Raw genomic sequence first — 25,326 nt, 5'->3', positions numbered from 1 at the left:
GAAGGCACGGCGTGCGCCTGGGAGTACTGGATATCGGGTCCAACACCGTTCACCTGTTGCTGGTGGACGCCTACCCTGGCGCGCGGCCGAACGCCTTTGCCTCCCACAAGCGTCCGCTCTCGTTGGTGACCTACCTGGACCCTCAGGGCGCCATCACCGAGGCGGGCCAGCGCGAACTGATCGACTTCGTCCACGAGGCCAGCGAGTTCGCGGTTAAGCACGGCGCGGTGGACATGCTGGCGTTCTGCACCTCCGCGATTCGTGAGTCCGCCAACGGCGAGGCGGTGCTGGATCGGGTGGCCACCGAGACGGGGGTGCACCTGACGGAGCTCACCGGTGAGCAAGAAGCCGGAATGACCTACTACGCGGTGCGTCGCTGGTTCGGGTGGCAGGCCAACGGCATTCTCGAATTTGATATCGGCGGAGGGTCCTTCGAGATGGCCGTCGGAACGGACGAGTTTCCGGCGATCGCCCGCTCCGTCCCGCTCGGCGCAGGCCGCCTGACCCGCGACTGGCTCCCGGAGGATCCGCCCGAGATGGCGGATATTAAGGCCCTGCGCGCCTACGTGCGCGAGCAATTGGCCGAGCCGGTGGCGGAGCTGCGGGCCGAGCTGGGCAAGAAACCTGACCTCGTGGCGGCAACGTCGAAAACCTTCCGCTCCTTGGCGCGCATCGCCGGTGCCGCGCCCTACGGGGAGGGCCCCTACGTCAAGCGGGTGTTGCGCCGAGAAGACCTGAAGCTGTGGACGCACCGGTTAGCGGCGATGACTCACGCGCAGCGAGCCGACTTGCCGGGAGTCTCTGCAGTGCGCGCCCCGCAGCTGCTCGCCGGCGCCATCGTGGCCCACGAGGCCATGGCGGCGTTCAAGATCAAGTCCCTCAAGATTTGCCCGTGGGCCTTGCGAGAAGGCCTCATCCTCCGCCGCTTCGACCATCTGGTGCTGGACAGCGAGGCGCCCTATGGCGATACGGTTGGAGTGGGGCACGTGGAGTTGCTGAAGCAGCAGCGGCGCGAGCCCTCGGTTTCCGCGTCGGCGCCTTCGCCGTCCGACGCCGCGGGGCCGTCGTCGACCGTCTCCGAGGGGAGTAACGCATGAGTTCAACCCCGCCTATCGCGCTCTCGAGCGCCTCGGTCTACCCGCTCAACGTGCACGACGCCTTTTCCGTGGCCCACGATTTGGGGTACGACGGGGTGGAAGTCATGGTGACCGGCAACCGGGTGTCGCAGGACGCCGCGCAGCTGAACACCCTCGCCGAACGCTATGATCAGCCGATTCACGCGATCCACGCGCCGACGCTGTTGCTGACCCAACAGGTGTGGGGCTCGGCCTGGAACAAAATTCAGCGCAGCGCACAGTTGGCCCTGGACACGGGGTGCGACGTCGTCGTGGCCCACCCCCCGTTTCGCTGGCAGGGGACGTACGCCTCGGACTTCGCGGACGGCGTGAAGCGAATCTACGAAACCGTCGGGGTGCGGATTGCCGTGGAAAACATGTATCCGTGGCGGGCGCGCGGCCGCGAGGCCAAGATGTACCTGCCGCACTGGGATCCGGTGCCCCAGCCCTACCAGCACGTGACGTGGGATTTTTCCCATGCAGCGATCGCTGCGATGGACTCCTACGAGGCGATCAGGCAGCTCGGACGACGCCTGACGCACGTGCATCTCTGTGACGGCGTGGACAACGCCAAGGATGAGCACTTGGTGCCGGGCTACGGCACGCAGCGGGTTAGCGAATCCATGCACCACCTGCGGGACACCGGGTTCGACGGCGTCGTCGCCGTCGAGGTCGCCACGAGGAAGGCTCGCGGTGTGGGCGGTCGCGAGGAGCTCTTGGGCGAGACCCTCGAGTTTGCTCGTGCTCATCTGGCTTCTGTCCCGGATGAGCCCGCGGCGGCACCTGGCACCGTCGCCGGCTGAGTCCGCCCGGCGTCTGGTGCGGCCGTCGGCGCAGCGAACTAGGTTTCGGCGCGGGTGATTGACACAATGGCGGCATGGCTGACACGAACGCACAGAATTCGACCGCTGACCTGAACCTTGCCTTTCTCGGCACCGGATCCATGAACGGTGCCATCATGCGCGGCATCATTGCTGCCGGACACGACCCGGCCCGGATCACCGCCACCGTCCGCACGCCGTCGAAGGCCGTCGCCTTGGCCGAAGAGACCGGCGTGAACGCCCTGGCCACCGAAGATTCGGCCGAGGCCAACCTCGAGGCCGTCGCGCAGGCCGACGTCGTTTTCCTCGGCGTCAAGCCGGTCGGCATCCTCGAGCTGTGCCGAGAGATCGCGGGGGCCCTGAAGCCCACGGCTGCGGTGGTCTCCGTCGCCGCCGGCATCACCGTCGGCGCCATGGAAGCCGCACTGACGTCCGGCCAGCCGGTGGTTCGCTCCATGCCGAACACTCCGTTGACCGTGGGCCTGGGCGCCGTCGGCGTCGCCGCGGGATCCAGCATTGACGAGGCGACGCTCGAGCAGGTGGTGGCCCTCTATCGCGGCGCCGGCGTGGTCAAGGTCGTGCCCGAGGACAAGATTGAGGCCGTCACCGCAGTGTCCGGGTCCGGCCCGGCCTACATCTTCTACATGGCCGAAGCCATGGCCGCTGCCGGCGAAAAGCTGGGGCTCGATGCTGACACCGCGCGCGAATTGGCGGCGGCGACCGTGGCCGGGGCGGGCCGCATGCTGGCCGAGCCCGACGCCGACGCGGCGCAGCTGCGCCGCAACGTCACCAGCCCCAATGGCACGACGGCGGCCGCGCTAGAGAGCTTCGCCCAGTCCGGGCTGGAGGAGATGGTGCTCACGGCGGAGACCGCGTGCGTGGAGCGCTCGAAGGAACTGACACGCGAGCTCAGCAGCTAAGCCACGCCGCCTGAGCGCACCGCATCCCGTCCCGGTCATCGATCTGGGGCGGGATGCGCGTCGTTTAACGGGGCTACGGGCGCGCTGCGAAGCGTTCGAGGAGGTCCACGTGGCCGGAAACGATCAGGACGTCCCGCCGCGTGACCTTGGTGTCCGGCTGGGCATAGGTGAAGTCCTCGCCGGGACTCTTGACGCCCACCACCGTGACGCCGTACTTGGAGCGCACTTGGGACTCTCCGAGGGTGAACCCCTGGGTCTCCTTGGGCGGGTACATCTTCACGATCGCGAAGCCGTCGTCGAACTCAATGAAGTCCAACATGCGCCCACCGACGAGGTGCGCCACGCGGACGCCGGCGTCCGCCTCCGGGTAGATCACGTGGTTGGCACCGATGCGGGAGAGGATCTTGCCGTGCGCCGGGGTAATGGCCTTGACCCACACGTGGTCCAGTCCTAAGTCCACGAGGTTCACGGTGATGAGCACGGAGGATTCGATTGACGTGCCGACGCCGACGACGGCGGAACTGAACTCCTGAGCGCCGAGCTGACGCAGGGCGTCGATGTCCGTCGCGTCCGCCTCGACGACGTGGGTGAGCATGCCGGAAAATTTCTGCACCAAGGAGGCGTTGCGCTCGATGGCCAGAACTTCCCGGCCCTGACTGATGAGCTGTTCGGCGACGGCGGCGCCGAACCGGCCGAGCCCAATCACCAAGACGGGCGCGTTGTGATCGGTGCGGTTCTCAGCCAATGATCGGCCTTTCCTCGGGGAAGTGATAGCGGGTCTCGCGTTGGCGAGCGGACAAGGCCGCTGCGAGGGTAATCGTACCCACGCGGCCAGCAAACATCAGGGCCACCAACACGTACTTTCCAGCGGGCGGTAGCTCGGCGCTCAAACCCACCGAGAGGCCGCACGTGGCGAACGCGGAAATCGTCTCGAACAGCACCCGGTCCAGCGACTCCTCGCTGATCCACAACAAGAGCGCCGCCCCGAGGGCCACGAGCGTGGCACCGAGGACGACGACGGAGAGCGCCACGCGCATGGTGCCGTCCGGGATGCGGCGGCCAAAAGTCCGGATGTCTGAGTCGCCCCGTGCCTCGGCGGCCATAGCCAAGAAGAGGACGGCGATGGTGGTGACCTTGATGCCGCCGGCCGTGGACACGGAGCCGCCGCCAGCGAACATCAGGGCGTCGGTGATCAGCATGGTGGCGGGATGCAGCTCGTTTTGATCGACGAGGGAGAATCCACCGGAGCGCGTGTTCACCGACGCGAAGAACGAGTGCAGGATCTTGTCCCAGACGCTCAGGTGGCCCATGGTCGCCTGGTTGTTCCATTCCAGCCCGCCCAGAACGACGGCGCCGACCACGGTCAGGATGAGGCTCACGCCGATCGTCAGCTTCGCGTGTAGCGACCATTTGCGGAATTTGTGCCGAAGCGTCAGCAGCACCATGAGGACGGGAAAACCTAGGCTACCCACGAAGACGCCGATCATGATGGGGACCACGATGAACGGGTTGGACTCGAAGCCGGCGAGGCCATCGGGGTGAGAAACGAACCCGCCGTTATTGAAGGACGAGATGGCGTAGAACGAGCCGTGAAAGAACGCCTCGCCCAGCGTGTGGTCCGCGACGTAGAAGGCCGGAATGAGGAGGACGGCCAGAGCCAGCTGAATCGTCGTCGTGGTGGTGATGATGATCCGCAGGAGCGTGCCCACCTCGCCGAGGCGGCCGTCGTCGTCGGCCGCCATGGCCTGCTGGGTGAGCAGCTTGCCGCGCAGCCCCAAGCGCCGGGAGACGGCGAGAGCCAGAATCGACGCAAGGGTCACCACGCCGAGGCCGCCGACGAACATAGCCACCATGATGACCACCAGTCCGAACTGGGACCAGTGCTCGCCGGAGTTCACCGTGGTCAACCCCGTGACCGTCACGGCCGAGGTGGCGGTGAAGAGGGCATCGTAGAAGGGGGTGACCACGTGCTTGGCGGTGGCCACGGGGAGGGATAGTAGGGCCGTAAACACCGCGATCACCAAGAAGAGCGCCGTCAGGAAGAGGCGGGATGGCGAGGACGAGGCCATCGTGTCCACGGTGTCCCGTACTTTCCGCAGCGTGCGCACGGGCCACGACGCGGGCGTGAAAGACGGTGCGGCGGGCATGACCCCCACCATAGTCCACGCGCCCGCCCGCGCGCGGAATCACAGTGGGGGGTGATGGTGCGGGCTGGCGTGGTCGTCGCCCCGGGTGCCTACATGCGATTCGACCGCGTTGTTTAGGTAGCCTGTGGGTGTGAGCCGAATCAATGAAGCGTCGCCGATTGCCACGACCGTCCCGTGGTGCTCGGACATGATGGAGTATCGCTTCAGCGAGACCCACCCGATGAATCCGCTGCGGTTGGACCTGACGGTCAGGCTGGCCGAGGAGCTGGGGGTGCTGGGCCGCGAGCAGATCACCGTGGTCCGCCCCGAACGAGCCACGGATTCTGAACTCGCCCGGGTCCACGACCCGGCCTACATTGCCGCCGTCAAGGCCGTCGCCGCGGACCCCACATCCTGCGATGCCGAGCGCGGACTAGGCACGGAGGACAATCCGGCCTTTGCGGCGATGCACACGGCGAGCGCGCTCCTCGCCGGAGGGTCGATCGCTGCAGCGGAGGCCGTGCTCGACGGATCGGCGCTGCACGCCGTGAATTTCGCCGGCGGGATGCACCACGCCGGCCGCGGCGTCGCCGGTGGGTTCTGCATCTACAACGACGCCGCCATCGCCATCCAGCGGCTGCTCGACGGGGGAGTCGCACGGGTGCTGTACATCGATGTTGATGCGCACCACGGCGACGGGGTAGAGCAGATTTTCTGGGAGGAGGATCGCGTGCTCACCATTTCTTTGCACGAATCCGGCATCTCCCTCTTTCCGGGGACCGGCTTTCCGCATGAGGTCGGGGCAGCCGAGGCCGCCGGACGGGCGGTCAATGTGCCGCTGCCGATGGGAACCTCCGACTCCGGGTGGCTGCGCGCCTTTCACGCCGTCGTGCCCCAACTGGCGGCCGAGTTTCAGCCCGAGGTGATTGTGAGTCAGCACGGGTGCGACGGCCACCGGCTGGATGAACTCACCAATCTCATGCTGAGCGTGGACGGCCAGCGGCAGAACATGCTGGACATCGCCGAGCTGGCGGCCAAGCACTGCGACGGGCGTTGGGTCAGTTTGGGCGGCGGCGGGTATTCCGTGGTGGACGTCGTGCCGAGGGCGTGGACCCACCTGCTGGCCATCGCCTCGGGCCAGCCCGTCCCGCTGCGGACTCCGACCCCGACGCCGTGGCGCGACTACGTAGCGGACAGGTACGGCGTGGACGCGCCCGAGGTGATGGGGGACGACGCGGACACGTGGTGGCGTTCGTGGGAGGTGGGGTATGACCCCGCCGATGCGGTCGACCGGGCCGTGGTGGCCACGCGGAAGGAAGTGTTTCCGCTCTATGGATTGGACCCCTGGTTCGACTGACGCGGCGGTGTGAGCGCGTGCGGCAGCAACAGTTCACAACATCAAAATGCCCTCGAGCGTATATGCGGCTAAGGTGATGTATATGCAGCACCAGAAAGTCTTCTCCGCTTTGGCCGACCCAACGCGCCGCCGCATCCTTGAGGAACTCGCCGAGGGGGACGTGGCGGTCGGTGACCTGGTCGAACGCGTCGAAGCGAGCCAGCCGACGGTCTCTAAGCACCTCCGGGTCTTGCGGGATGCCGCGCTTGTGCAGACGCGCGCCGAGGGGCAGCGGCGCTACTATCGGCTGCAACCGGCTGGCCTTCAGCAGGCCCTGGCCTGGTTCTCGCCGCTGATCGAGCCACTGGCCACCAGCGCCTCGGAGGGGGATGGGGAATCGTCCGAACAGGCCTCTGCCGCGGCGCCCGCCAGCGCCCCAGCGCAGGAGAAGTCCGCCCTGACTCCGGGCGCCGGGGAGGGCGCGGGCACGCGGGAGTTTGGCCGCACGATGAACGCCACCGTGGAACAAGTGGCGGACCGAGCGCACCATCTGCTGGGCCGGCTGCCCAAGCCAAAGTTCGGGCGACGACGGTAGGTGTGACTCACCATGACGGCGCGCGTGTGCAGATTCGCGCCGTCGGGGTAAGGTGTGGGGCATGAACAGTCAGTGGTATGCGTATTTCACGTCGGCTCTGGAGGGGCCCGCGTCGCACTAGCGCATTCACTTTTCCTTCAGAGCCGACAGGACCGGGGCATCAGCCCGCGGTCCTTTTTTATGTCTCAGGCTCTGCAGGTTCGGCGGCGGGGCCACTCGTACCGAAAGGCCCACCATGAACACAGAATCCGTCCGCACCGGCGCCATCGAAGCCCCTGAGGGCACCAATAATGTGCGCGTCACCGAGTTCGCCCCGCTGCCCACACCCGCGCAGGTCCGCGCGGAACTTCCGGCTGACGAGGCGCTGGGGTACCGCATCCAGCGGGCCCGTGACGAGGTCCGCGCGGTCCTCGACGGCGTCGATTCCCGACTGCTGGTCGTCGTCGGCCCCTGTTCCATCCATGACACCGACGCGGGCCTTGAGTACGCTCGGCGCCTCACGGAGTTGGCCCGGCAGCACCGAGAGCACCTCTTGATTGTCATGCGTACTTACTTCGAGAAGCCGCGCACCACGGTGGGGTGGAAGGGACTGATCAACGACCCGATGCTGGACGGCTCGCACCAGATCGCCGACGGTTTGCGGGCGGCACGGCGCTTCCTCCTCGACGTCGGGGCCTTGGGGTTGCCCACGGCCACGGAGTTCCTCGAGCCGATTAGCCCGCAATACATGGCCGACCTGGTCTCGTGGGGAGCGATTGGGGCGCGCACCACCGAGAGTCAGATTCATCGGCAACTGGTCTCGGGCCTCTCCATGCCCGTGGGATTCAAGAATGGGACCGACGGCGGCACGCAGGTGGCCATCGACGCCTGCGCAGCGGCGTCCGCCCCGCAGGCTTTCCTCGGCATCGACGATTCCGGAGCCGCCGCCCTGGTCTCGACTCGCGGCAATACGGACGCCCACCTGATCCTGCGCGGTGGTGCGCACGGACCGAACTACTCGGCGGAGGCAGTGGCCGAGGCCTCGGCACAGCTGGCTGCCGCCGGGCAGAACCCCCGCGTCGTGGTCGACGCCTCGCACGCCAACTCCGGTAAGGACCATGAGCGCCAGCGCCTGGTCATCGCGGAACTGGCCGAGCGCATTGCCGTTGGCGAGCGGCATATTGCGGGCATCATGGCGGAGAGCTTCCTCGAGCCCGGCGCCCAAAAATTCACCCCTGGGACCGATGATCCGCAGCGGCTGACTCGGGGGCAGTCGATCACAGATCAGTGCATGGGGTGGGACGCCACGCAGCAGCAACTGGGCGAGTTGGCGGCGGCCGTGGCCCGGTCACAGTAGGCGAAGGGTTTCACTTTCGTCCCACGGGACACTATTGTTTCTATTCGAGGCGGCAGTGCCCTGCTGGGCCACGCCGTACGAAGACCACCTGCGAGATGCCGCGGTTGCGGCGGACCACCGCGGGGTCAGCCGAACGCAAGTAGGAGATGTGACAATGGCGGAAGGTCAGAACTTCGCGGACGCTCGCTTCATGACCGTGGCCGAGGTGGCCGAGGTGATGCGCGTGTCCAAGATGACCGTTTACCGCCTGGTGCACTCAGCCGAGCTTCCGGCCGTCCGATTCGGGCGCTCATACCGGGTCCCCGAGAATGCGGTGGAGGAATATCTGCGCCGTGCGCAGATCGATTCCGACTCGGCGTCCGCCTAGGGAGCCAACCGCCAGCGATCGGTACTGCGGGCACTGGTGTCCGTGAGGACCTTTTTAAGCGGGTAATCTGTTAAGGAACGTTTAACGTCCGTTGGTTGCGCATGCGTGCCTACGGCGCGGAACGCAACCACGTAGTTAGTGAGGAATCAATGGGCTCTGTTATCAAGAAGCGCCGCAAGCGTATGGCGAAGAAGAAGCACCGCAAGCTGCTTCGCAAGACTCGCCACCAGCGCCGCAACAAGAAGTAAGCGGCCCGCGGCTATTGCCGCAACGAGTGGGGGCGCCTTTCGGATGATCCGAAAGGCGCCCCCACTGGCGTTTAAGCGGGCGGCTCAGCCGGGGAGCGCCCGAAGAGTCGACGCCACCCGCGCCGGGCCCCGTAGGCCACCCCGTAGGCCGTCAAGGCTTTGAGTCCCCAGATGGCGGCCCGGCGGCCCGCCCGGTAGTCATAGACCGGCCAGTTCTTGTCCTGGGCGTAGCGGCGGAGCTTGGCATCCGGGTTGACCGCCACCGGGTGCCCCACGGACTCGAGCAGTGGAATGTCATTGGATGAGTCGCTGTAGGCCCAGCAGCTCTTGAGGTCCAAGTTCGAGTTGGCGGCGAGTTGCCGCACTGCCTCCGCCTTCGCGGTCCCATGCAGAATGTCAGTCACGAGTCGCCCGGTGTAGACGCCGTCCACCTTCTCGACTTCGGTGCCCAAGGACCCCGTCAGGCCGAGCCGCTGCGCCATGACCTCTGCTACCTCGGTGGGAGTGGCGGTGACGAGCCAGACTTGGCGGCCGGAGCGCAGGTGCTGCTCGGCCAGGGCGCGGGTGCCGGGCCAGATGCGCGAGGAGATGAATTCGTCGTACACCTCGTCGCCGATTTGGCGCATGAGTTCCGCGGGAATGCCGCGCACAATGCTGAGCGCCGAATCGCGGATTGAATGGATGTCGCCCAGCGTCTCGCCGCGGAGCGTGAAGAAGAACTGCTTGATGGCGTAGGACGCCGCTTGGCGCACGCTGAAGAGGTCGCGACGGTAGGCGTTGCGGGCCACGGCGAAGAGTGAGGCGCCGCGCATCATGGTGTTGTCCACATCGAAGAACGCGGCGGCAGCGTCAGTGGAGCCCGGCGCGGGAATGGGCGCGGCGGCGCTGCTGCTCGGCTCAGGCATATTGTCAGTTTAGTAGACGGGGCGCCACGGCCGCGCCCGGGCGATGATTCGCATCACACCTCTGGGGCAGGCCCGCACCCTGTGGGGCGCCGGAAATACTGCAGACACCCTGTGGCAGCTACATTGGAGGTATGCACTCTGATGACGGCACACCGCGGGTGGAATTGGTGACGCGCTCCGGGTGCCACCTCTGTGTGGACGCTCGAAAGACAGTCAATGAGGTCGTCACCCGGCTCGGCCTGACGTGGCGCGAGTTGAGCATTGACGACGACGCAGACCTGCGGCAGCGCTTCGCCGAGGAAGTCCCCGTGCTGCTCGTTGATGGCATCCAGCGGGATTTCTGGGTGATTGACCCGGACCGCCTCGAAAAGTTGCTCACCGCGTGAGGTCCAAGACACCGCGCCGTAGCGCCGAGGACGGCCTGTCGATGGAGCCGGCAGCGGCCGGGGCCGTGGCCAAGGGGCTGCCGGAAGCAACGCTGGAACGGCTCACCGTCTACTTGCGCGTGTTGCACGTCGCCGAGGGGGAGGGCAAAGACAATTTGGCCTCCGCAGACTTCGCCCGGGCTGCCGGAGTGAATTCAGCCATCCTGCGTAAAGACCTGTCCCTGCTGGGCGGCACCTTCGGGCGCCGCGGCGTCGGGTACGACGTGCGCGGGTTGGCCGAGCACTTGGCGACGACGCTGGGGCTGCGTCAGCAGTGGCGCGTCGCGATTGTTGGCACCGGTAACTTGGGGCGGGCCCTGGCTGGCTACGCAGGCCTGCGCAATCACGGCTTTCAGCTCGCCGCCTTGTTCGACTCGGACCCCCACGTGGTGGGCCGTGTGGTCAACTCCTTGCCAGTGCGCTCGGCGGACACCCTCGAGGAAGTGATCGGCGAGCACGGTGTGAACATGGCGATCATGACGATCCCCGGCCCTGACGCGCAGGTGATGTGTGATCGCCTCGTGGCCGCCGGAGTGCGCAATATCCTGAACTTTGCGCCCGTGGTCCTTCAAGCTCCGGAGGGCGTCAACGTCCGCAAGGTGGACATGTCACGGGAACTGCAGATTTTGGCCTACTACGCTCACCAAGGGATCGGCTACCAGGACGCGGTGCCCGCGGAGGACGCGGACGCTTAACGGCGCCAGCGCTTGGCCTCCTTGACGGCGGCGATGTACTGAGAGGACGGGCGCAGCCACGCGGCGACGATGCCGCCGATGCCCAGCAAAGTGGTCAGCATGGTCAGCACGTCCGTGCCGACGAGGCCCGCGAGCGAGAGTACGGCCAAGACCGTGCCCGTCACCCGGGCTCCATTGCTGCCCTTGCGAATGAAGAATGCGATGAGCGCGTAGATGGCCACCGCGACGACCATCATGACAACACCGAAGGTTTTCGCGAGGTCCGCCAAGGCGGTGACGCTAATGCCCGTTGTCGCGAGCTGTTCGCTCAGCATCGGGTCCGCGGCGTAGAGCTCTTCCAACATGGCGGCCAACTGCGGCGTCGGAGTCATCAGCAGGATGATGCCCGAGACCAGCGTCAGAGCGCCGGCAGCCAAGATCAATCCGAAGGCAACCATGATCGACTTGGGAGGCGTCGGCGTCGTTCCTTGACCGGGCCCGTAGGGGCCCGGTTGCTGGAAGCCTCCCTGCTGGTACGGAGAATTCTGGTAGGGGCCAGCTGAGTAGGGGCCCGACTGACCGGACGAGGAGGCGGCTGACTGCTGTCCGTACTGCCCCGGCGACGGTGGCGGGACCTGTCCACCACCGTAGGGATTGGACGGTTGGCTCTGCTGTTGTGGCGGGGCTGGGCGCTGATCCTCGGGGAGCCGCACACCGTACTGGGGTGGCTCCTCGCCGTTGGGCTGCTGAGGGCTGTTCGAACTGTTCTGGCTCATGATGGCTCCTCCACGTTTTGACTCTGTGTCCAGCTTACCGGCCGGGCGGAGTCTCTGGGCGGACCTGCACCACAGCAGGGGAGCCGCCGCCGTCACCTCATCAGCACACCGCGGCCGGGGCGGGCCGCAGCGATCCGCTGACGAAGGAGGCCTTGTAGGCGGCGGCGGCACGCATGTACGCGCTGGCCGAGGGGAGCCACATGGACAAGAGTGCGCCGAGGCTGATGAGCGGGATGAACAGCAGCAGGGTCGGCGCCGGCGCGGCAAAGAAGGGCATCGACGCCGCGGAGGCGACGGTAGCCCAGACGCGTGCTCGGTGATGCCCCGTGAAGATGAGGAAGGCGCAGAGCACGTAGCATCCCGCCATGCCGCCCACGAGGAGCACCGCGAGGAACTTGACCAGTGGGCTGGCGAGGAAAAGGAGCATGCTGCCGAATCCCAGCCCCGACGGCTGGAGCAGTACCGTGACCCCTCCGGCCACCATCAGGCTCGGCGAGACGAGAACGACGAGGTAGACGATGACGAGCAGGGCACCCGCGCCCAAGAGCAAGCCACGTGCGGCGCGGACGGCAGTCGGCCGCACGGGGACTCCGTGCTCGTTGACCCGGTGCGCCGGCGGGTCGGCCGAGGGGTGGTCGGTGGTGCTCGATGCGGCGCTGTGGTCGGCCATGGTGACTCCTGCTGCTGGGGGACGGCTTTCTCGACAGTAGAAAGCCTCGGTCCGCATCGTGGTGCTGCCGCAGGTGCCTGTGGAAACAGCGAGTTGTCCACAAGAAACGGCCCCGGGCGCGGCGCATGCCGCGGCCGGGGCCGTCGTGGAGTGTGTGGGGGGAGGTTAGCCCTCAGCCTTCACCAAGGACAGGTCCAGAATGATGGTCACTTTGTCCCCCACCAGCACGCCGCCAGCCTCGAGCGCAGCGTTCCATGTGAGGCCGAACTCCTTGCGGGAGATGGTGGTGGTGGCCTCGAATCCGGCGCGGGTGAGGCCGAACGGATCGACGGCGGTTCCCTGGAACTCAACGTCGAACTCGACGGGCTGGGTGGTGCCGCGGATCGTGAGGTCGCCGTGCAGGGTGAACTCATTGCCTTGGCCCACCAGATCCTTGCCGGCAAAGGTCATCGTCGGGAACTGCTCCACGTTGAAGAAGTCCTCGCCCTTAAGGTGGGCGTCGCGGTTTTCGTCGCGAGTGTCGACCGAGGCCGTCTGCACCACGGCCTGCAACTGCGACTTGGCGACCTCCTCGGCCACCTGGAGGGTGCCCTCGACGTCGCTGAAACGGCCGCGAACCTTGCTGATGCCTGCGTGGCGGACCGAGAAGCCGATCTCGGAGTGTGAGTTGTCAATGTTCCAGGTGCCGGTGCTGAGCTCTGCGGGGATGGGCATGGTGTCTCCTACTTGTTCGTGGTCTGCAGCCCGCGGGGTCGCGGCCTGCCGTTGCCTCTACCGTAATACATGCATTTGCATATATCTAGACCGCGGAGACGATTTGTGACGCTCGCGGCCAGTCGGTCGGCCCTCAGCCCCGGCATCGTGCGACGTGCGGCGAGTTCGCTGGTGGCGAACGGCCCGGTGCCGTCATTTTCTACGGATTGTCGAATAGGGGCAGGACGACGGCGGTTCTGTCGCCAGTGCGCGAGCTGACCGGACCGTTCGTTGATTGGGGGAGGCACAGCAAGCAGTGAGAGAATGGCGCCCATGGCTCTCGCAACAGTTCATCTTGTGCGCCACGGTGAAGTGCACAACCCTGACCGCGTCCTCTACGGGCGCCTGCCCGGGTACCACCTCTCAGAGCTGGGCTACGAGATGGCTGAGCGCATCGGCGCACACTTCGGTGCCCGCGCGGCCGCCGGAGCGTCCATCGTTTCCCTTGCGGCCTCACCCCTGCTTCGCGCACAAGAAACCGCCCGGCCGACCGCCGCGGCGCTGGGTCTCGAGACCGGCGTCGAGCACCGCATCGTCGAGGCGGGGAACCATTTCGAGGGCATGTCCCATGTGGCTGCGCGCCTGCGCGAGCCCAAGCTGTGGCCGCTGCTGGTGAACCCCTTCAAGCCGTCCTGGGGCGAGCCCTACAGCGAGCAGGTAGAACGCGTCATGGAAGCGGTGGATGAACACCGAGCCCGCGCCGTCGAACTCGGCGGAGACGGGGCGGAGGCCATTTTGGTGGCCCACCAGTTGCCCATCTGGGTCACGCGCCTCGCTGCGGAGAATCGCCCCCTGTGGCACGATCCTCGCCGCCGCGAATGCAGCCTCGCCTCGATCACCAGCCTCGATTTTGATGGCGAACGCCTCGTGGCTGTCCGCTACTCCGAACCCTGCGCCGACCTGCTGGCCCGCGCCGCCAACCTACCGGGCGCCTGAGGAACTACGCATGAAAAGCACGCCCCTGTCCCGACGCCGCCTTTTGGCCTCCGCCGCCGCGCTCGCCGTCGTCGCGCCCGTTGCCGCCTGCAGCCCGGCCGAGGACCCACTCACCTCCAGCGTCTCCAATCAGAATTATGTGGCCGGCGACGGTTCGGTGGAGATCTACGCCGAGTCAGATCGTGGCGAACCGCTCGAGGTGCAGGGAACGTTTTACAACGGTGACGCACTGGACTCTGCGGACTGGGCGGGGCAGGTGACCATCCTGAACTTTTGGTACGCCGCATGCGCCCCGTGCCGGGTGGAGGCTCCGCACTTGGTGACCTTGGCCCACGACTTCGAGGATCAGAACGTCGAATTTGTCGGCGTGAATGTCCGCGATACGGAGCCGACGGCGGCCGCCTTTGAGCGCACCTTTGAGATTCCCTATCCGTCCGCCCCGGACACGGATGGCTCGATCCTGCTCGGAGTCTCGCAGTTTGTGAACCCGCAGGCCGTCCCGACCACGCTGGTGCTGGATGCGCAGGGCCGCGTCGCCGCCCGCATCCTCGGCGTGGTGGAGGAGGCGACGCTGCGCGGCCTCATCGAGGACCGTCTCGGCGAGGCCGCGTGAATCCGTTCGCCGAAATCGTCGCGGACGGTTCGCTCCTCCTCGCGATTCCCGTCGCCCTGCTCGCCGGGCTCGTCTCCTTTCTCTCTCCGTGCGTGGTGCCCTTGGTCCCCGGGTATCTGGGCTACGTGACTGGCCTGACCGGAGCAGATCTTGCCGACCAGAAGCGCGGGCGGCTCGTCGCGGGCATCAGCCTGTTTGTGCTGGGTTTTACGGCGGTGTTCATGCTCGCCGGCGTGCTGTTCGCGCAAGTCAGCATCTGGTTGCGGTTCCAGGGCGCGTGGGTCACGCAGGTGCTGGGCGTCGTGGTGATCATCATGGGGCTTGTGTTCATGGGCGGTCTGGGCCTGTTCCAACGCACGCGCAAACTGAACTATCGGCCGCCAGCGGGACTCTGGGGTGCGCCGGTGCTCGGCTTCGTGTTCGGGTTGGGCTGGGCCCCCTGCATGGGGCCGACGCTGGCCGCGGTGCTTGCGCTCAGCTCCGGAGCCAACCCGGACGTCGGCAAGGGAGCCCTGCTGACCTTCGCCTACTGCGTGGGGCTTGGGCTCCCGTTCATTCTGATCGCCATGGGTCTGCGCCGCGGGATGGGGGCGCTCGCGTTCTTCCGCCGCCACAAGCGGGCGGTCTCCATGTTCGGTGGCATCATGCTGATCGTCCTCGGCGTGCTGATGGCCACCGGCGTGTGGGGGATGTGGGTCGCTGAACTGCAGAACTGGTTCGTCAACGATGTGAGGCTGCCGATCTGATGGCACAGGACAATATTCGCGAAGAGCGCGCCGAATCCGCTCAGACGGGCCGGTCGCCGGCCTCCGCCACCGGCGGCAAGCGCCCGGACGTCGCGGTTCCCGCGCTCGGATTCGTGGGCATGCTGCGCTGGGCGTGGACCCAATTGACGACCATGCGCACGGCGCTCTTCTTGCTGCTGTTGCTGGCCGTGGCGGCCGTCCCCGGATCCCTCTTCCCGCAGCGTGACGCGAACGAGGCCGCCGTGACGGCCTACCTCGAGAACAATCCGACGGCGGGCGAATGGCTCGATCGCTTCCAGATGTTCGACGTGTACTCGTCCGTCTGGTTCTCCGCCATCTACCTCCTCCTGTTCATCTCATTGATCGGGTGCATCCTGCCGCGCACCAAGAAGCACTGGCGGGCCATGCGCACCCCGCCGCCGCGCACCCCCGCCCGCCTGTCCCGCATGCCGGAGCATGGCAGCCTGGTGTGGAGCCCGGGCGAAGCGGAAAGTGCAGCGCACGACGCCGACGCGGCGCCGTCGAGCCTCAACCTGACGGCGGCCGTGCAGGCCGCTGCGGCCGCCTTGAAAAAGCGCGGATACCGCGTCGAGGCTCGCCCTGGAGAGGCCGAGGCCTCGGTCGGCGCGGAGCGTGGGTATTGGCGTGAGGTCGGTAACCTCGTCTTCCACGTCTCCTTGGTCGGCATTCTTGGGTCAGTCGCCGTCGGTGGGGCCTTCGGCTACAACGGTCAGCGGATTTTGGTTGAGGGGGAGTCCTTCGTCAACACGCTGGTGTCTTACGATTCCTTCAGCTCCGGTACCGCGTTCACGCCGGATTCCCTCGAGCCGTTCTCCATCTACCTCGACAACTTCGAAGTGACCTATGACCGGGACACCACCAGTTCCTTCGGTCAGCAGATTGACTTCGACGCCTCCGTCACGACCCAGTTACCGGGGGAGGACCCGGTGCAGCAGACGCTCAAGGTCAACGAGCCCCTCCGCATCGGCGGTGCCTCCGTCTATTTGGTGGGTAACGGCTACGCTCCGGTCATCACGGTCCGGGACGGCAATGGTGACGTGGCGTTCTCTGGCCCCGTGCCGTCGGTGCCGCAGGATGCGGTGTTCACCTCGTTGACCGTTTTGAAGGTGCCCGACGCCCAGCCAGATCAACTCGGTTTTGTGGGGCTCTTCCTGCCCACCGCTGGCGAGGCTAACGGCGTGGGGATCTCACTGGACCCGTCGCCCGCGTTGCCGCAACTGCAACTGAACTCCTACTACGGCGATCTGGGGTTGGATGGGGGAACCCCGCAGAACGTCTACGTGTTGGACACGGAGGATCTGACCGAGCTCAACAGCCGCAACCTCGACGCGGGTGGCCTGGTCATCAACCCGGGCGAACGAATCCAACTGCCAGAGGGCAAGGGCTCCATCTCGTTTGATGGGCTCGAGCGGTTTGTGGGCCTCGACATCCACCACGACCCGGCGAAGGCTCCCGTGCTGATCTTCGCGATCTTGGCACTCGGCGGCTTGGCCGTGTCCCTGTTCACCCCACGGCGCCGCGTGTGGGTCAAGGCCCGCCGCGACGACGACCGACTTATCATGGAATACGGACTCTTGGCCCGTGGCGAGGACCCGCGCCTCGCCGAGGAAGCCCAGCACGTCCACCGCCTGCTGGAGCAGATCGCTCCCCACGGCACCCGCAAGGATCAGGAGTAATCATGCCCGTCATCAATGAGGAACTTGGCGCGTTCAGCGACATGTTCATGCTGTTGGCCGCGTTCGCCTACGCGGTGGCACTCATCGCGTTCGCCTGGGACATGGCTAAGTCCAATGCCACGATTCGGGCGCTGGAGTCCGAGGTGCTGGCCAACGAACGCGCCGAGGTCAAGCAGTTGGCCAGCGTGGGCGGCCGGGGCGAGGACGCCCACTCCGGTCCGGATGATTCCGCGCCAACCCAGCTGGTGGACGACTCGATGGAGTATGCGGCCGGGACGGACAAACGCCCGATCGCGCGCATCGCCGTCGTCCTCACGTGGCTCGCGGCCGTGGTTCACACCGCCGCCGTCCTGACCCGCGCCTTCGCCGCGGGCCGGGTGCCCTGGGGCAATATGTACGAGTTCTTGACCACCGGCGCGCTGTTGGTGGCCCTCGTGTACTTGCTGGTGCTGCTCAAGAAGGACCTGCGTTTCATGGGCGTGTTTGTCACGCTGCTGGTGACCGTCATGCTGTGCGCGGCGACGATTGGATTCCCGACCCCCGTGGGCCACTTGGTCCCGGCCCTGCAGTCGTACTGGCTGATCATTCACGTCTCGATCGCCGTCCTCGCCTCCTCCCTGTTCACCATCACGTTCGTCGCCAACGTGCTGCAGCTGTTGCAGCACCGCCGCATGACGAAGCTCAAGGAGACAGGCCGGGACGTCATGCCGTGGCTGCGCCTGGTCCCGTCCGCGGGGGCGCTGGAGAATTTGGCGTACCGGATCAACGCCGTGTCCTTCGTGATGTGGACGTTCACGGTGATGGCGGGCGCCATCTGGGCCGAGCAGGCATGGGGGCGCTACTGGGGCTGGGACCCCAAGGAAGTCTGGAGCTTTGTCATTTGGGTGGTCTACGCGGGCTACCTGCACGCGCGCGCAACGCGCGGCTGGACGGGCGTGCGTTCGGCATGGTTGAGCATCGTCGGTTACGCGTGCCTGATCTTCAATTTCACCGTGGTGAACATCTACTTCGACGGCCTGCACTCCTACGCCGGCGTCTAGCCAGGTCACGCACGGCATCGAGTCGGCCACTTCCGCGGGGCGGAGGTGGCCGACTCCGTGTTTGAGGGGACGGTATCAGCGTGTGCGGTGCCGACGACTCCGCGTCTGTGGGGCTTGTGCGTGCCACAAGGACCACTCAGCGCCGAATGGTCGGTGTGCCTGCCCTCAGCCAGTGCCGCATGGCCCTCGCTGCTGGAGCTGGGAGGGATTGCCCCTAGGTATCCTTGGATTCAGGGTTGGGGCCCGCGCCGGAGTCGTCACCCTCTTGGTCAGGATCTGAGGGCCCCGAGGAGGCCTCACCGGGCTTCTGGGAACCGTTCTCCCGCTTGTTCAGCTCATCCTCGCGGCGGCGCAGTTCGGCTTCCCGGGCCTTGTGCTCGCGCTCGGCTTGCAGGCGGCGCAGGAACGCGGCGTCGTCATCCGGGGCCGAGCTGCGCGAGGAGGAACCCGGTGCGGAATACGGATCCGGCTGGGCGCCAGCTCGCGGGCGGCCGAGGGCAAACCACAGCACGGCGCCGATCAGCGGCAGGAGCAGGATGGAGAGTATCCAGGCGGGCTTGGAGATGCTGCGCACCTCGTGAGGGCGGGTGCGCACGCACTCCACCAGCGCGTAAATAATGACGAACAGCGCGATGATCGACGCCGCGACAATCAGCCGGATAACCATGAATCTAGTTTAGGTCAGCGGCGGCGGGCGCGCGTGTCGATTCCGCGCAGGGCCAAGTGCAGCGGCTCGGCCGGCAGATCACCCGCCCGGTAGAATGAAGTGGTGCATTTTCTGAAATTTACGCTGCTCCGCCTCGCCCTGTTCCTCGCCGTCTTTGCGTTCATCTACTGGGTCATCGGGTGGAACCTGTGGGTGGCAGCGGTGCTTGGCCTCGTGATTGCCTTCGCCGTGAGCTACCTGTTCTTCAACTCGCTGCGCCTGCAGGCCGTCAACGAGATGGCGGATCGCATGGCGGGGCGCCGCGGTCAGGCCGCGCGCATCGCTGAGGAGGACGCCGCCGCGGAGGACGAGGCCATGGAGCAGGCGGACCGCCGGCGAGGCGAATCCACCAGCGACTAAGCGAGATCCGGCCTCGTCCAAGCAGCCGCGAACGGTACGCGTTAGAGGGAACCCAAGCTCACGGAGATGACCATGCCGACGGCGAAGAGCCCCGCGTAGGCCAAGCTGATGATCCCGGTTTGCTTGAGCACCGGAATGAGGGCGCTGCGTGCGGCGCCCGGTTCGTGGCCTGCCCGCATCATGGTCAACGACGGCCCGATGCACAGGGGAGCGGCCAGAGCCACCAGCAGCAGCCAGGGGTGGGAGCCAACCAGGAGGACCGGGAGCAAGAGCGCCAGAGCAATCATCAGCACGTAGCTGGCCCGCGCCCACTCGTCGCCGAGGCGCACGGCGAGGGTCATCTTGCCGGCCTGGCGGTCAGTCGGGATGTCGCGCACATTGTTGGCCATGAGCAGGGCCGCCGCGATCAGACCAGACCCGATCGCCCCGATCCATGCGGGCCCGGTCAATTCCAGCACCTGGGTGAAGGTGGTGCCTAGTGTCGCCGCCAGCCCGAAGAACAGGAAGACAAACAGGTCACCGAGGCCCAGATATCCGTAGGGGTTCTTGCCGCCGGTGTAGCCCCAGGCCGCGACGACGGCGGCCGCCCCGACGAGCAGAAGCGGCCACGCCTGCGAGACCCACACCAGCAGGGCGCCAGCGATCGCGGCCAGGCCGAAGCAGGCGAAGGCCGCGAACTTCACCTGGACTGCGGGCGCGGCCCCGGACGCGGTCAGCCGTAGCGGTCCCACCCGGTGGTCGTCCGTTCCGCGGATCCCATCCGAGTAGTCGTTGGAATAGTTCACGCCAATCTGCAGCATGAGCGCCACGAACGCGGCGAGCAGAGCCCGTACCCAGTGGAACCGTCCGTCGACCTCGAACGCGGCGGCCGTGCCGATCACGACCGGCGCGACCGCCATCGGCAGCGTTCGCAGCCGCGCTCCTTGGACCCATTGGCCAACTGTCGCCACGAACGCCTCCTGAAGAATTGAGATCTCTCAGCCGCTTATTTTCCTCCGCTCACCGGCCGGAGGGAAATCGTCACGCGAAGAGGGCCGCCACGGCCTGCCGGTCCGGTTTGCCGGTGGACAGACGCGGCAGCTCCGGCACGCGCAGGTACCGCTTGGGTACAGCGGCGGGGCCGTGGGCTGCCCGAGCCGCGGCCGAGAGCTCGTGAGGACTGGCCTCACCCGTGTACACACAGACGACGACGGCGCCCCACTCGTCGTCCGGTACGCCGGTCACGAGCACCTCCCCGGCGGCCGGCACGGCCTCGAGGGCCCTCTGCACGGCGTCCGCGGAGACCTTGACGCCTCCGGTAATGACGACGTCGTCGAGGCGCCCCTGCACGGTGAGTCGGCCGTCGGTCACCGTCCCGACGTCGTCGGTCCGGAACCAGCGCTCGCCGGATTCGTCCGTGCTGAAGTGCTCGGCCGTGCGCTGCGGCTCACCGATGTACCCGGCGGCAACCATCGGCCCGCCGAGGCTGAGCCGCCCGCCGTCGGCGCTGACCTGCACGCCCGGCAGCGGTACGCCGTCGTACACACACCCGCCACACGTTTCGCTCATGCCGTAGGTCAAATGGATGGCCAGGCCGTGCTTGGCGGCTTCCGCGCGCACGGCGTCCGGCGTGCGCCCGCCGCCGACCAATATGGCGTTGAACCGTTGGAGAACGGCCAAGGTCTCCGCGCTGGGGTCCGTGAGCAGGCGCTGCAATTGGGTTGGCACGAGCGACGTCAGGCGCGTCCGGTCCGTCATGCCGGCCGCCGCCTCCGTAAAACCCTGCACGGAGAAAGGCGCGGAGAGGTCGAGGCCCACCGGCGCTGTGCCGGCGAACAGTGAGCGCGTCAGGACGGAGAGCCCGGCCACATAGTGCGGCGGCAGGGCCAGCAGCCATTGGCCGTCGGCGCGCAAGGCCATCGCCGTCGCCTCGGCGGACGCGGCGAGGGCCTCCACCGTCAAGGCGGTGCGCTTGGGCGTGCCGCTGGAGCCGGACGTGCGAATGACGACGGCGGTGCCCGCCGGGCCGTCGGTGGGGTGTTCAACGACGGGGTCGCCGCCGATCGACGAATCGACCGGTTCGATCGCGGGTCCTTCGTCGAGCGCGTCGGCCAGTTGGCCATACAGGGCCTGGAGCGGTTCGGAGAGCATAACCACCTAGGTGTTGGGGTTTAGAAGTAGTAGGGGTAGGCGGACCAGTTCGGGTCCCGTTTGCCGAGGAACGCGTCGCGGCCCTCGACGGCCTCGTCCGTCATGTAGGCCATGCGCGTCGCCTCGCCCGCGAAGACCTGCTGACCCGCCAGCCCGTCGTCAGCCAGGTTGAAGGCGAACTTCAGCATGCGCACCGCCTGCGGCGATTGACGGGCGATGTCCGCGGCGTACTCCAGCGCCACCTGCTCGAGACGCTCGTGCTCTACGGCCTCATTGACCGCGCCGAGGCGGACCATGTCCTCCGCGGAGTACTCGCGGGCGAGGAAGAAGATCTCCCGGGCGGCCTTCTGGCCGACTTGGCGGGCCAAGAGGGCTGAGCCGTAGCCAGCGTCGAAGGAGCCCACCGTCGCGTCGGTCTGTTTGAACTTGCCGTATTCCTTCGAGGCGATGGTGAGGTCGGAGACCACGTGCAGCGAGTGCCCGCCGCCCGCGGCCCAGCCGTTGACGACGGCGATCACCACCTTGGGCATGGTCCGGATGAGGCGCTGGACCTCGAGGATGTGCAGCCGGCCGGCGCGCGCCGGGTCGATGGTCTCGGCGGTCTCGCCCTCGGCGTAGCGGTAGCCGTCCCGACCCCGGATGCGCTGGTCGCCGCCGGAGCAGAAGCTGTGGCCGCCGTCCTTGGGGGAAGGCCCATTGCCCGTCAGCAGCACCGTGGCGACATCGGGAGTCATGCGCGCGTGATCGAGGGCCCGGTAGAGCTCGTCCACCGTGGAGGGGCGGAACGCGTTGCGGACCTCGGGCCGGTTGAACGCGATGCGCACGGTCGGCAAATCACGCAGGATTTCCCCGTCGGTAGTTCGCTCCACCTGGCGGTGATAGGTCATGTCGGTGAAGTCGAAGCCGTCGACGACACGCCAGTGCGTCGGGTCGAAAAGATCGGATACCTGTTCAGGGAACGTTTCAGCACTCACCCGGACGAGTCTAGCTCTCCACCGGCCGCCGTCACGTGGCCTTGGGCGGCATCGACGCGTCGGCGGGCGCGACGGGTGCCACGAGGTGGCGCGGAAAGTTCTCTAGACTGGACTGTCGCTATTCGCGACCACCCTCAAGCAATTGGCTCTACCATCCCTAGGAGTCCGTGTGTCTACGAGCACTCACAGTTCGTCGCCTACCGGCGCCGACCAGCACGACGGCGGCAATGAGGCCGCCTCCCAGCTGACGGGGGAGGGGTACCAGAAGTCCCTTTCCCGCCGCCATGTCCAGATGATCGCGATGGGCGGGGCCATCGGCGTCGGCCTCTTCATGGGTGCCGGCGGGCGTCTGGCCTCTACAGGGCCCGGACTCGTCTTGTCCTACGCGCTCGCCGGGCTGATCGCCTACTTCCTGATGCGCGCCCTGGGCGAGCTGATCATGTACCGCCAAACCTCCGGTTCCTTCGTTTCCTACGCCGCGGAGCTGTTCGGCCCCAAGGGCGCCTACGTCTCTGGCTGGATGTACGTGCTCAACTGGGTCATGACCGGCATTGCCGAGCTCATTGCGGTGGGCCTGTATTTCCAGTTCTTCTTCCCCGGGGTCCCGGTGGAGATCTCGGCGCTGTGCGCGCTCGCCGTTCTGGTGGGCGTCAACCTGTTCAGCGCCAAGGCGTTCGGTGAGGTGGAATTCTGGGCGTCCTTCCTGAAAGTCGCCGCCATCATCCTCTTCTTGATCACCGGCACCGTCATGGTGGTGATGAACACGCAGATCGGCCAGACGCAGGCCTCGGTCAATAACCTCTTCGCTGCCGAGGGTGGCCTGTTTCCCTTCGGATTCATGGTCTCCATCTTGGTGTTGAACGCGGTGATTTTCGCCTACAACGGCGTGGAGCTGGTGGGCATCACGGCGGGTGAAATGAAGCAGCCGGAGCGGGAAGTTCCCCGGGCCATCCGCGCCGTCGTCGTCCGTATTGCCGTGTTCTACGTGGGTTCCGTGCTCCTGTTGGCGATGCTGTTGCCCAGTGATCAGTACAAAGCAGGCGAGAGTCCGTTCGTCACCGTCTTCGCTCAACTGGGGATTGGGTGGATCGGCGATGTCATGAACTTCGTGGTGATCGTCGCCGCGCTGAGCTCCTGCAATTCCGGGCTGTACTCACTGGGCCGCGTCTTCCGGGCCATGGCGAACAACGGCCACGCGCCGACGTGGCTCACCAAGATGAGTAGCCGCCACGTGCCGTACATGGCCATCCTGAGCGTCGGTGCGGTGTACGTGATCGGCATCCTGGTCAACATTTGGTTGGGCGGCACTTACGCGTTCGATTTGGCGCTCAACACCGCCTCGATCGGCGTGCTGTTTACGTGGGGCACCATCTTCGCCTGCCAGATCATGCTGCGCCGCACGCGCGGCAAGGTCTCCTCCCTGCCCATGCCGGGCTCGCCGTGGACCAGCTGGATCGGCCTGACGGCGCTGGCCATCATCGGTTTCCTCATCACCTTTGATTCCATGGTGGACCCGACCACGGGCGAGGTCTTCCGGCTGGGGCTGTACACGATCTGTACCGTGCCAGTGTTCGCGCTCGCCCTCTGGCTGGGGTGGCGCCGGGTGCGCCGCGCAGAGCGCAGGTCTGACGCGGACGGCGAACGCTCCGGCGCCTAGCCCTGCTTCGCGCTGCGCGGTGCGGCGGTGCCGTGTGACGCCTCAGTGGTTGACCGAGGCCGTGACGAGTGACACTATTAGTGAACGAACGGTCAGTAAGTCACGTGCGGCGCGAGAGCGTCCGGACGCTGCGGCATGCCTCAACGCAGAGGGCCGCGAACGCCTCAAGGAGAACTCATGGCAGAAGCATTCTTGGTGGGCGGTGCCCGCACCCCCGTGGGCCGCTATGGCGGAGCGCTCAGCTCCGTCCGCCCGGACGACCTCGCGGCGCTGACGGTGCGCGCCGCCGTCGAGCGCGCCGGGATTGATCCCGCGCTGGTCGACGAGGTGATCCTCGGCAACGCCAACGGCGCCGGCGAGGAGAACCGAAACGTCGCCCGCATGGCGTGGCTCCTGGCCGGATTCCCGGACACCGTTCCGGGCATCACTGTCAATCGCCTCTGCGCCTCCGGCATGTCCGCCATCACGATGGCCCAGCACATGGTCGCGGCGGGCGCCGCCGACATCGTGGTGGCCGGCGGCGTCGAATCCATGTCCCGCGCCCCGTGGGTCATGGAGAAGCCGACGACGCCGTTCGCCAAGCCCGGCGCCTCCTATGACACCTCGATCGGCTGGCGCTTCCCGAACCCCGCGTTCCTCTCCGGCGAGCTCTCCCGCGAGGGGAAGGCCACCTACTCCATGCCGGAGACGGCTGAGGAAGTCGCCCGCACGTTCAACGTCTCCCGGGAAGACTGCGACGCGTTTGCCGTGCGCTCCCACGAGCGCGCCATCGCGGCGATCGAGGCCGGCCGCTTCGCGGACGAGATCGTGCCGGTGGAGGTGACCGGCCGCAAGGGCAAGGTCACGGTCGTCGACACCGATGAGGGGCCGCGCCCCGGCACGACCGCCGAGGTTCTCGGCGGGTTGCGCCCGGTGGTCAAGGGCGGCGAGGTGGTCACCGCCGGAAACTCCTCCACGCTCAACGACGGCGCCTCGGCCATCATCGTCGCCTCCGAGGCCGCAATCGAGAAGTACGGGCTGACCCCGCGGGCCCGCGTAATCGGCGGTGCCTCGGCCGGCCTCGCTCAGGAAATCATGGGCGTCGGCCCCGTTCCGGCCACCCGCAAGCTGCTGGAGCGCACGGGCCACCAGATCGGCCAGCTGGCCGCCGTCGAGCTCAACGAGGCGTTCGCCTCTCAGTCGCTGGCCTGCGTCCGCGAGCTCGGTCTCGACGAGGGCATGGTCAACAACGATGGCGGCGCGATCGCCCTGGGGCACCCGCTGGGCTCGTCCGGGTCCCGGCTCGCGATTACACTGCTGGGCCGGCTGGAGCGGGAGGCTGATCCGGGCGCACTGGGTCTGGCCACGATGTGCGTGGGCGTCGGCCAGGGCTCGGCCCTGCTGCTGGAGCGGGTGTAAGG

At 66.9% G+C, this 25,326-nt stretch carries 28 protein-coding genes; 18 read left to right on the top strand and 10 right to left on the bottom strand.

Features of this window, described 5'->3' with window-relative positions; all coding sequences use genetic code 11:
* Positions 1 to 11: 11 nt before the first annotated feature.
* The 3 genes from IW252_RS04690 (at position 12) to proC (ending at position 2,856) form a co-directional block, all read left to right on the top strand.
* A complete protein-coding gene (locus IW252_RS04690) occupies positions 12 to 1,097 on the top strand; it encodes a Ppx/GppA phosphatase family protein (RefSeq protein ID WP_196835502.1) in 1,086 nt (361 codons plus the stop codon).
* Positions 1,094 to 1,918: a sugar phosphate isomerase/epimerase family protein gene (locus tag IW252_RS04685; protein WP_196835501.1), complete on the top strand. Its 825-nt coding sequence runs from the start codon at positions 1,094 to 1,096 to the stop codon at positions 1,916 to 1,918. Before IW252_RS04690 ends, IW252_RS04685 begins: the two co-directional genes overlap by 4 nt.
* 74 nt (positions 1,919 to 1,992) lie before the next feature.
* Positions 1,993 to 2,856 (top strand): pyrroline-5-carboxylate reductase, encoded by an 864-nt coding sequence (proC, locus tag IW252_RS04680; protein ID WP_196835500.1) that lies wholly within the window; start codon positions 1,993 to 1,995, stop codon positions 2,854 to 2,856.
* Between the two features lie 73 nt (positions 2,857 to 2,929).
* On the opposite strand, the gene IW252_RS04675 is transcribed toward proC, so the two are convergent.
* Together IW252_RS04675 and IW252_RS04670 are read right to left on the bottom strand one after the other, a co-directional pair.
* The gene (locus IW252_RS04675) at positions 2,930 to 3,601 is read right to left on the bottom strand and encodes a potassium channel family protein (RefSeq protein WP_196835499.1); all 672 of its coding nucleotides are present in this window, start codon (positions 3,599 to 3,601) and stop codon (positions 2,930 to 2,932) included.
* Positions 3,594 to 5,003, bottom strand: coding sequence for a TrkH family potassium uptake protein (locus tag IW252_RS04670; protein WP_196835498.1), 1,410 nt, complete (start codon positions 5,001 to 5,003; stop codon positions 3,594 to 3,596). The genes IW252_RS04675 and IW252_RS04670 overlap by 8 nt, the downstream gene beginning before the upstream one ends.
* Before the next feature lie 187 nt (positions 5,004 to 5,190).
* On the opposite strand from IW252_RS04670, the gene IW252_RS04665 reads away from it, so the two are divergent.
* The 5 genes from IW252_RS04665 (at position 5,191) to IW252_RS04645 (ending at position 8,864) form a co-directional block, all read left to right on the top strand.
* Positions 5,191 to 6,339, top strand: coding sequence for an acetoin utilization protein AcuC (locus IW252_RS04665; RefSeq protein WP_196837105.1), 1,149 nt, complete (start codon positions 5,191 to 5,193; stop codon positions 6,337 to 6,339).
* 82 nt (positions 6,340 to 6,421) lie between these two features.
* Entirely contained in the window at positions 6,422 to 6,913 is a 492-nt protein-coding gene (locus tag IW252_RS04660; RefSeq protein ID WP_196835497.1) for an ArsR/SmtB family transcription factor, read from the top strand.
* Positions 6,914 to 7,148: 235 nt separating this feature from the next.
* Positions 7,149 to 8,249, top strand: coding sequence for a 3-deoxy-7-phosphoheptulonate synthase (locus IW252_RS04655; protein ID WP_196835496.1), 1,101 nt, complete (start codon positions 7,149 to 7,151; stop codon positions 8,247 to 8,249).
* Between the two features lie 154 nt (positions 8,250 to 8,403).
* A complete protein-coding gene (locus IW252_RS04650) occupies positions 8,404 to 8,616 on the top strand; it encodes a helix-turn-helix domain-containing protein (RefSeq protein ID WP_196835495.1) in 213 nt (70 codons plus the stop codon).
* Positions 8,617 to 8,765: 149 nt separating this feature from the next.
* Positions 8,766 to 8,864, top strand: a complete 99-nt coding sequence (locus IW252_RS04645; protein WP_003792170.1) for a 30S ribosomal protein bS22 — start codon at positions 8,766 to 8,768, stop codon at positions 8,862 to 8,864.
* A gap of 71 nt (positions 8,865 to 8,935) precedes the next feature.
* On the opposite strand, the gene IW252_RS04640 is transcribed toward IW252_RS04645, so the two are convergent.
* Positions 8,936 to 9,769 carry an HAD family hydrolase gene (locus tag IW252_RS04640; RefSeq protein ID WP_196835494.1) on the bottom strand — a complete coding sequence of 278 codons (834 nt, stop codon included), beginning with the start codon at positions 9,767 to 9,769 and terminating at the stop codon, positions 8,936 to 8,938.
* A gap of 131 nt (positions 9,770 to 9,900) precedes the next feature.
* On the opposite strand from IW252_RS04640, the gene IW252_RS04635 reads away from it, so the two are divergent.
* Together IW252_RS04635 and IW252_RS04630 are read left to right on the top strand one after the other, a co-directional pair.
* On the top strand, positions 9,901 to 10,155 hold the full coding sequence (locus IW252_RS04635; RefSeq protein ID WP_196835493.1) for a glutaredoxin family protein: 255 nt from the start codon (positions 9,901 to 9,903) through the stop codon (positions 10,153 to 10,155).
* On the top strand, positions 10,152 to 10,889 hold the full coding sequence (locus tag IW252_RS04630; protein ID WP_331271440.1) for a redox-sensing transcriptional repressor Rex: 738 nt from the start codon (positions 10,152 to 10,154) through the stop codon (positions 10,887 to 10,889). Before IW252_RS04635 ends, IW252_RS04630 begins: the two co-directional genes overlap by 4 nt.
* Here IW252_RS04630 and IW252_RS04625 read toward each other — a convergent pair.
* The 3 genes from IW252_RS04625 to IW252_RS04615 form a co-directional block, all read right to left on the bottom strand.
* Positions 10,886 to 11,644, bottom strand: a complete 759-nt coding sequence (locus tag IW252_RS04625) for a hypothetical protein (RefSeq protein ID WP_196835492.1) — start codon at positions 11,642 to 11,644, stop codon at positions 10,886 to 10,888. The genes IW252_RS04630 and IW252_RS04625 overlap by 4 nt on opposite strands.
* Before the next feature lie 100 nt (positions 11,645 to 11,744).
* Entirely contained in the window at positions 11,745 to 12,314 is a 570-nt protein-coding gene (locus tag IW252_RS04620) for a hypothetical protein (protein ID WP_196835491.1), read from the bottom strand.
* A gap of 165 nt (positions 12,315 to 12,479) precedes the next feature.
* Positions 12,480 to 13,028 (bottom strand): YceI family protein, encoded by a 549-nt coding sequence (locus tag IW252_RS04615; RefSeq protein ID WP_196835490.1) that lies wholly within the window; start codon positions 13,026 to 13,028, stop codon positions 12,480 to 12,482.
* 312 nt (positions 13,029 to 13,340) lie between these two features.
* Between IW252_RS04615 and IW252_RS04610 the strand changes: the two genes are divergently transcribed.
* The 5 genes from IW252_RS04610 to ccsB are packed head-to-tail and all read left to right on the top strand — an operon-like array spanning position 13,341 to position 18,099.
* The gene (locus tag IW252_RS04610; protein WP_196835489.1) at positions 13,341 to 14,003 is read left to right on the top strand and encodes a histidine phosphatase family protein; all 663 of its coding nucleotides are present in this window, start codon (positions 13,341 to 13,343) and stop codon (positions 14,001 to 14,003) included.
* Between the two features lie 10 nt (positions 14,004 to 14,013).
* Positions 14,014 to 14,616, top strand: a complete 603-nt coding sequence (locus tag IW252_RS04605) for a TlpA family protein disulfide reductase (RefSeq protein ID WP_196835488.1) — start codon at positions 14,014 to 14,016, stop codon at positions 14,614 to 14,616.
* On the top strand, positions 14,613 to 15,362 hold the full coding sequence (locus IW252_RS04600; RefSeq protein WP_196835487.1) for a cytochrome c biogenesis CcdA family protein: 750 nt from the start codon (positions 14,613 to 14,615) through the stop codon (positions 15,360 to 15,362). Before IW252_RS04605 ends, IW252_RS04600 begins: the two co-directional genes overlap by 4 nt.
* Positions 15,362 to 17,059: a cytochrome c biogenesis protein ResB gene (gene resB / locus IW252_RS04595; RefSeq protein WP_196835486.1), complete on the top strand. Its 1,698-nt coding sequence runs from the start codon at positions 15,362 to 15,364 to the stop codon at positions 17,057 to 17,059. Before IW252_RS04600 ends, resB begins: the two co-directional genes overlap by 1 nt.
* A gap of 2 nt (positions 17,060 to 17,061) precedes the next feature.
* A complete protein-coding gene (ccsB, locus tag IW252_RS04590; RefSeq protein WP_196835485.1) occupies positions 17,062 to 18,099 on the top strand; it encodes a c-type cytochrome biogenesis protein CcsB in 1,038 nt (345 codons plus the stop codon).
* Between the two features lie 214 nt (positions 18,100 to 18,313).
* Here the strand turns inward: ccsB and IW252_RS04585 are convergent, their stop codons facing one another.
* Positions 18,314 to 18,766 carry a PLDc N-terminal domain-containing protein gene (locus IW252_RS04585; RefSeq protein WP_196835484.1) on the bottom strand — a complete coding sequence of 151 codons (453 nt, stop codon included), beginning with the start codon at positions 18,764 to 18,766 and terminating at the stop codon, positions 18,314 to 18,316.
* Positions 18,767 to 18,868: 102 nt separating this feature from the next.
* Here IW252_RS04585 and IW252_RS04580 point away from each other — a divergent pair, with 102 nt between their 5' ends.
* Positions 18,869 to 19,165 carry a DUF4229 domain-containing protein gene (locus IW252_RS04580; protein WP_331271439.1) on the top strand — a complete coding sequence of 99 codons (297 nt, stop codon included), beginning with the start codon at positions 18,869 to 18,871 and terminating at the stop codon, positions 19,163 to 19,165.
* Between the two features lie 41 nt (positions 19,166 to 19,206).
* Here IW252_RS04580 and IW252_RS04575 read toward each other — a convergent pair whose 3' ends face one another.
* From IW252_RS04575 to IW252_RS04565, 3 genes are all read right to left on the bottom strand, one after another.
* A complete protein-coding gene (locus IW252_RS04575) occupies positions 19,207 to 20,115 on the bottom strand; it encodes a 1,4-dihydroxy-2-naphthoate polyprenyltransferase (protein WP_196835482.1) in 909 nt (302 codons plus the stop codon).
* A gap of 70 nt (positions 20,116 to 20,185) precedes the next feature.
* A complete protein-coding gene (locus IW252_RS04570; protein WP_196835481.1) occupies positions 20,186 to 21,295 on the bottom strand; it encodes an AMP-binding protein in 1,110 nt (369 codons plus the stop codon).
* A gap of 20 nt (positions 21,296 to 21,315) precedes the next feature.
* Positions 21,316 to 22,269 carry a 1,4-dihydroxy-2-naphthoyl-CoA synthase gene (locus IW252_RS04565; protein ID WP_196835480.1) on the bottom strand — a complete coding sequence of 318 codons (954 nt, stop codon included), beginning with the start codon at positions 22,267 to 22,269 and terminating at the stop codon, positions 21,316 to 21,318.
* A 169-nt stretch (positions 22,270 to 22,438) separates the two neighbouring features.
* On the opposite strand from IW252_RS04565, the gene IW252_RS04560 reads away from it, so the two are divergent.
* Positions 22,439 to 23,926, top strand: a complete 1,488-nt coding sequence (locus IW252_RS04560) for an amino acid permease (protein ID WP_408065759.1) — start codon at positions 22,439 to 22,441, stop codon at positions 23,924 to 23,926.
* A gap of 177 nt (positions 23,927 to 24,103) precedes the next feature.
* Positions 24,104 to 25,324 (top strand): acetyl-CoA C-acyltransferase, encoded by a 1,221-nt coding sequence (locus IW252_RS04555; protein ID WP_196835479.1) that lies wholly within the window; start codon positions 24,104 to 24,106, stop codon positions 25,322 to 25,324.
* The last annotated feature ends 2 nt before the right edge of the window (positions 25,325 to 25,326 follow it).

It is taken from the genome of Zhihengliuella flava (assembly GCF_015751895.1).
Lineage (GTDB): Bacteria > Actinomycetota > Actinomycetes > Actinomycetales > Micrococcaceae > Zhihengliuella > Zhihengliuella flava.
This window is presented reverse-complemented; position numbering and strand designations above follow the sequence as displayed.

What these genes read in the sequence shown, in the direction of transcription:
- IW252_RS04665 (WP_196837105.1), top strand. Translation starts at nt 5,191, where the DNA reads ATGATGGAGTATCGCTTCAGCGAGACCCACCCGATGAATCCGCTGCGG.
- IW252_RS04635 (WP_196835493.1), top strand. Translation starts at nt 9,901, where the DNA reads ATGCACTCTGATGACGGCACACCGCGGGTGGAATTGGTGACGCGCTCC.
- ccsB (WP_196835485.1), top strand. Translation starts at nt 17,062, where the DNA reads ATGCCCGTCATCAATGAGGAACTTGGCGCGTTCAGCGACATGTTCATG.
- resB (WP_196835486.1), top strand. Translation starts at nt 15,362, where the DNA reads ATGGCACAGGACAATATTCGCGAAGAGCGCGCCGAATCCGCTCAGACG.
- IW252_RS04645 (WP_003792170.1), top strand. Translation starts at nt 8,766, where the DNA reads ATGGGCTCTGTTATCAAGAAGCGCCGCAAGCGTATGGCGAAGAAGAAG.
- IW252_RS04670 (WP_196835498.1), bottom strand. Translation starts at nt 5,003, where the DNA reads ATGCCCGCCGCACCGTCTTTCACGCCCGCGTCGTGGCCCGTGCGCACG.
- IW252_RS04655 (WP_196835496.1), top strand. Translation starts at nt 7,149, where the DNA reads ATGAACACAGAATCCGTCCGCACCGGCGCCATCGAAGCCCCTGAGGGC.
- IW252_RS04685 (WP_196835501.1), top strand. Translation starts at nt 1,094, where the DNA reads ATGAGTTCAACCCCGCCTATCGCGCTCTCGAGCGCCTCGGTCTACCCG.
- IW252_RS04585 (WP_196835484.1), bottom strand. Translation starts at nt 18,766, where the DNA reads ATGGTTATCCGGCTGATTGTCGCGGCGTCGATCATCGCGCTGTTCGTC.
- IW252_RS04660 (WP_196835497.1), top strand. Translation starts at nt 6,422, where the DNA reads ATGCAGCACCAGAAAGTCTTCTCCGCTTTGGCCGACCCAACGCGCCGC.
- IW252_RS04615 (WP_196835490.1), bottom strand. Translation starts at nt 13,028, where the DNA reads ATGCCCATCCCCGCAGAGCTCAGCACCGGCACCTGGAACATTGACAAC.
- IW252_RS04555 (WP_196835479.1), top strand. Translation starts at nt 24,104, where the DNA reads ATGGCAGAAGCATTCTTGGTGGGCGGTGCCCGCACCCCCGTGGGCCGC.
- IW252_RS04570 (WP_196835481.1), bottom strand. Translation starts at nt 21,295, where the DNA reads ATGCTCTCCGAACCGCTCCAGGCCCTGTATGGCCAACTGGCCGACGCG.
- IW252_RS04625 (WP_196835492.1), bottom strand. Translation starts at nt 11,644, where the DNA reads ATGAGCCAGAACAGTTCGAACAGCCCTCAGCAGCCCAACGGCGAGGAG.
- proC (WP_196835500.1), top strand. Translation starts at nt 1,993, where the DNA reads ATGGCTGACACGAACGCACAGAATTCGACCGCTGACCTGAACCTTGCC.
- IW252_RS04605 (WP_196835488.1), top strand. Translation starts at nt 14,014, where the DNA reads ATGAAAAGCACGCCCCTGTCCCGACGCCGCCTTTTGGCCTCCGCCGCC.
- IW252_RS04610 (WP_196835489.1), top strand. Translation starts at nt 13,341, where the DNA reads ATGGCTCTCGCAACAGTTCATCTTGTGCGCCACGGTGAAGTGCACAAC.
- IW252_RS04620 (WP_196835491.1), bottom strand. Translation starts at nt 12,314, where the DNA reads ATGGCCGACCACAGCGCCGCATCGAGCACCACCGACCACCCCTCGGCC.
- IW252_RS04640 (WP_196835494.1), bottom strand. Translation starts at nt 9,769, where the DNA reads ATGCCTGAGCCGAGCAGCAGCGCCGCCGCGCCCATTCCCGCGCCGGGC.
- IW252_RS04650 (WP_196835495.1), top strand. Translation starts at nt 8,404, where the DNA reads ATGGCGGAAGGTCAGAACTTCGCGGACGCTCGCTTCATGACCGTGGCC.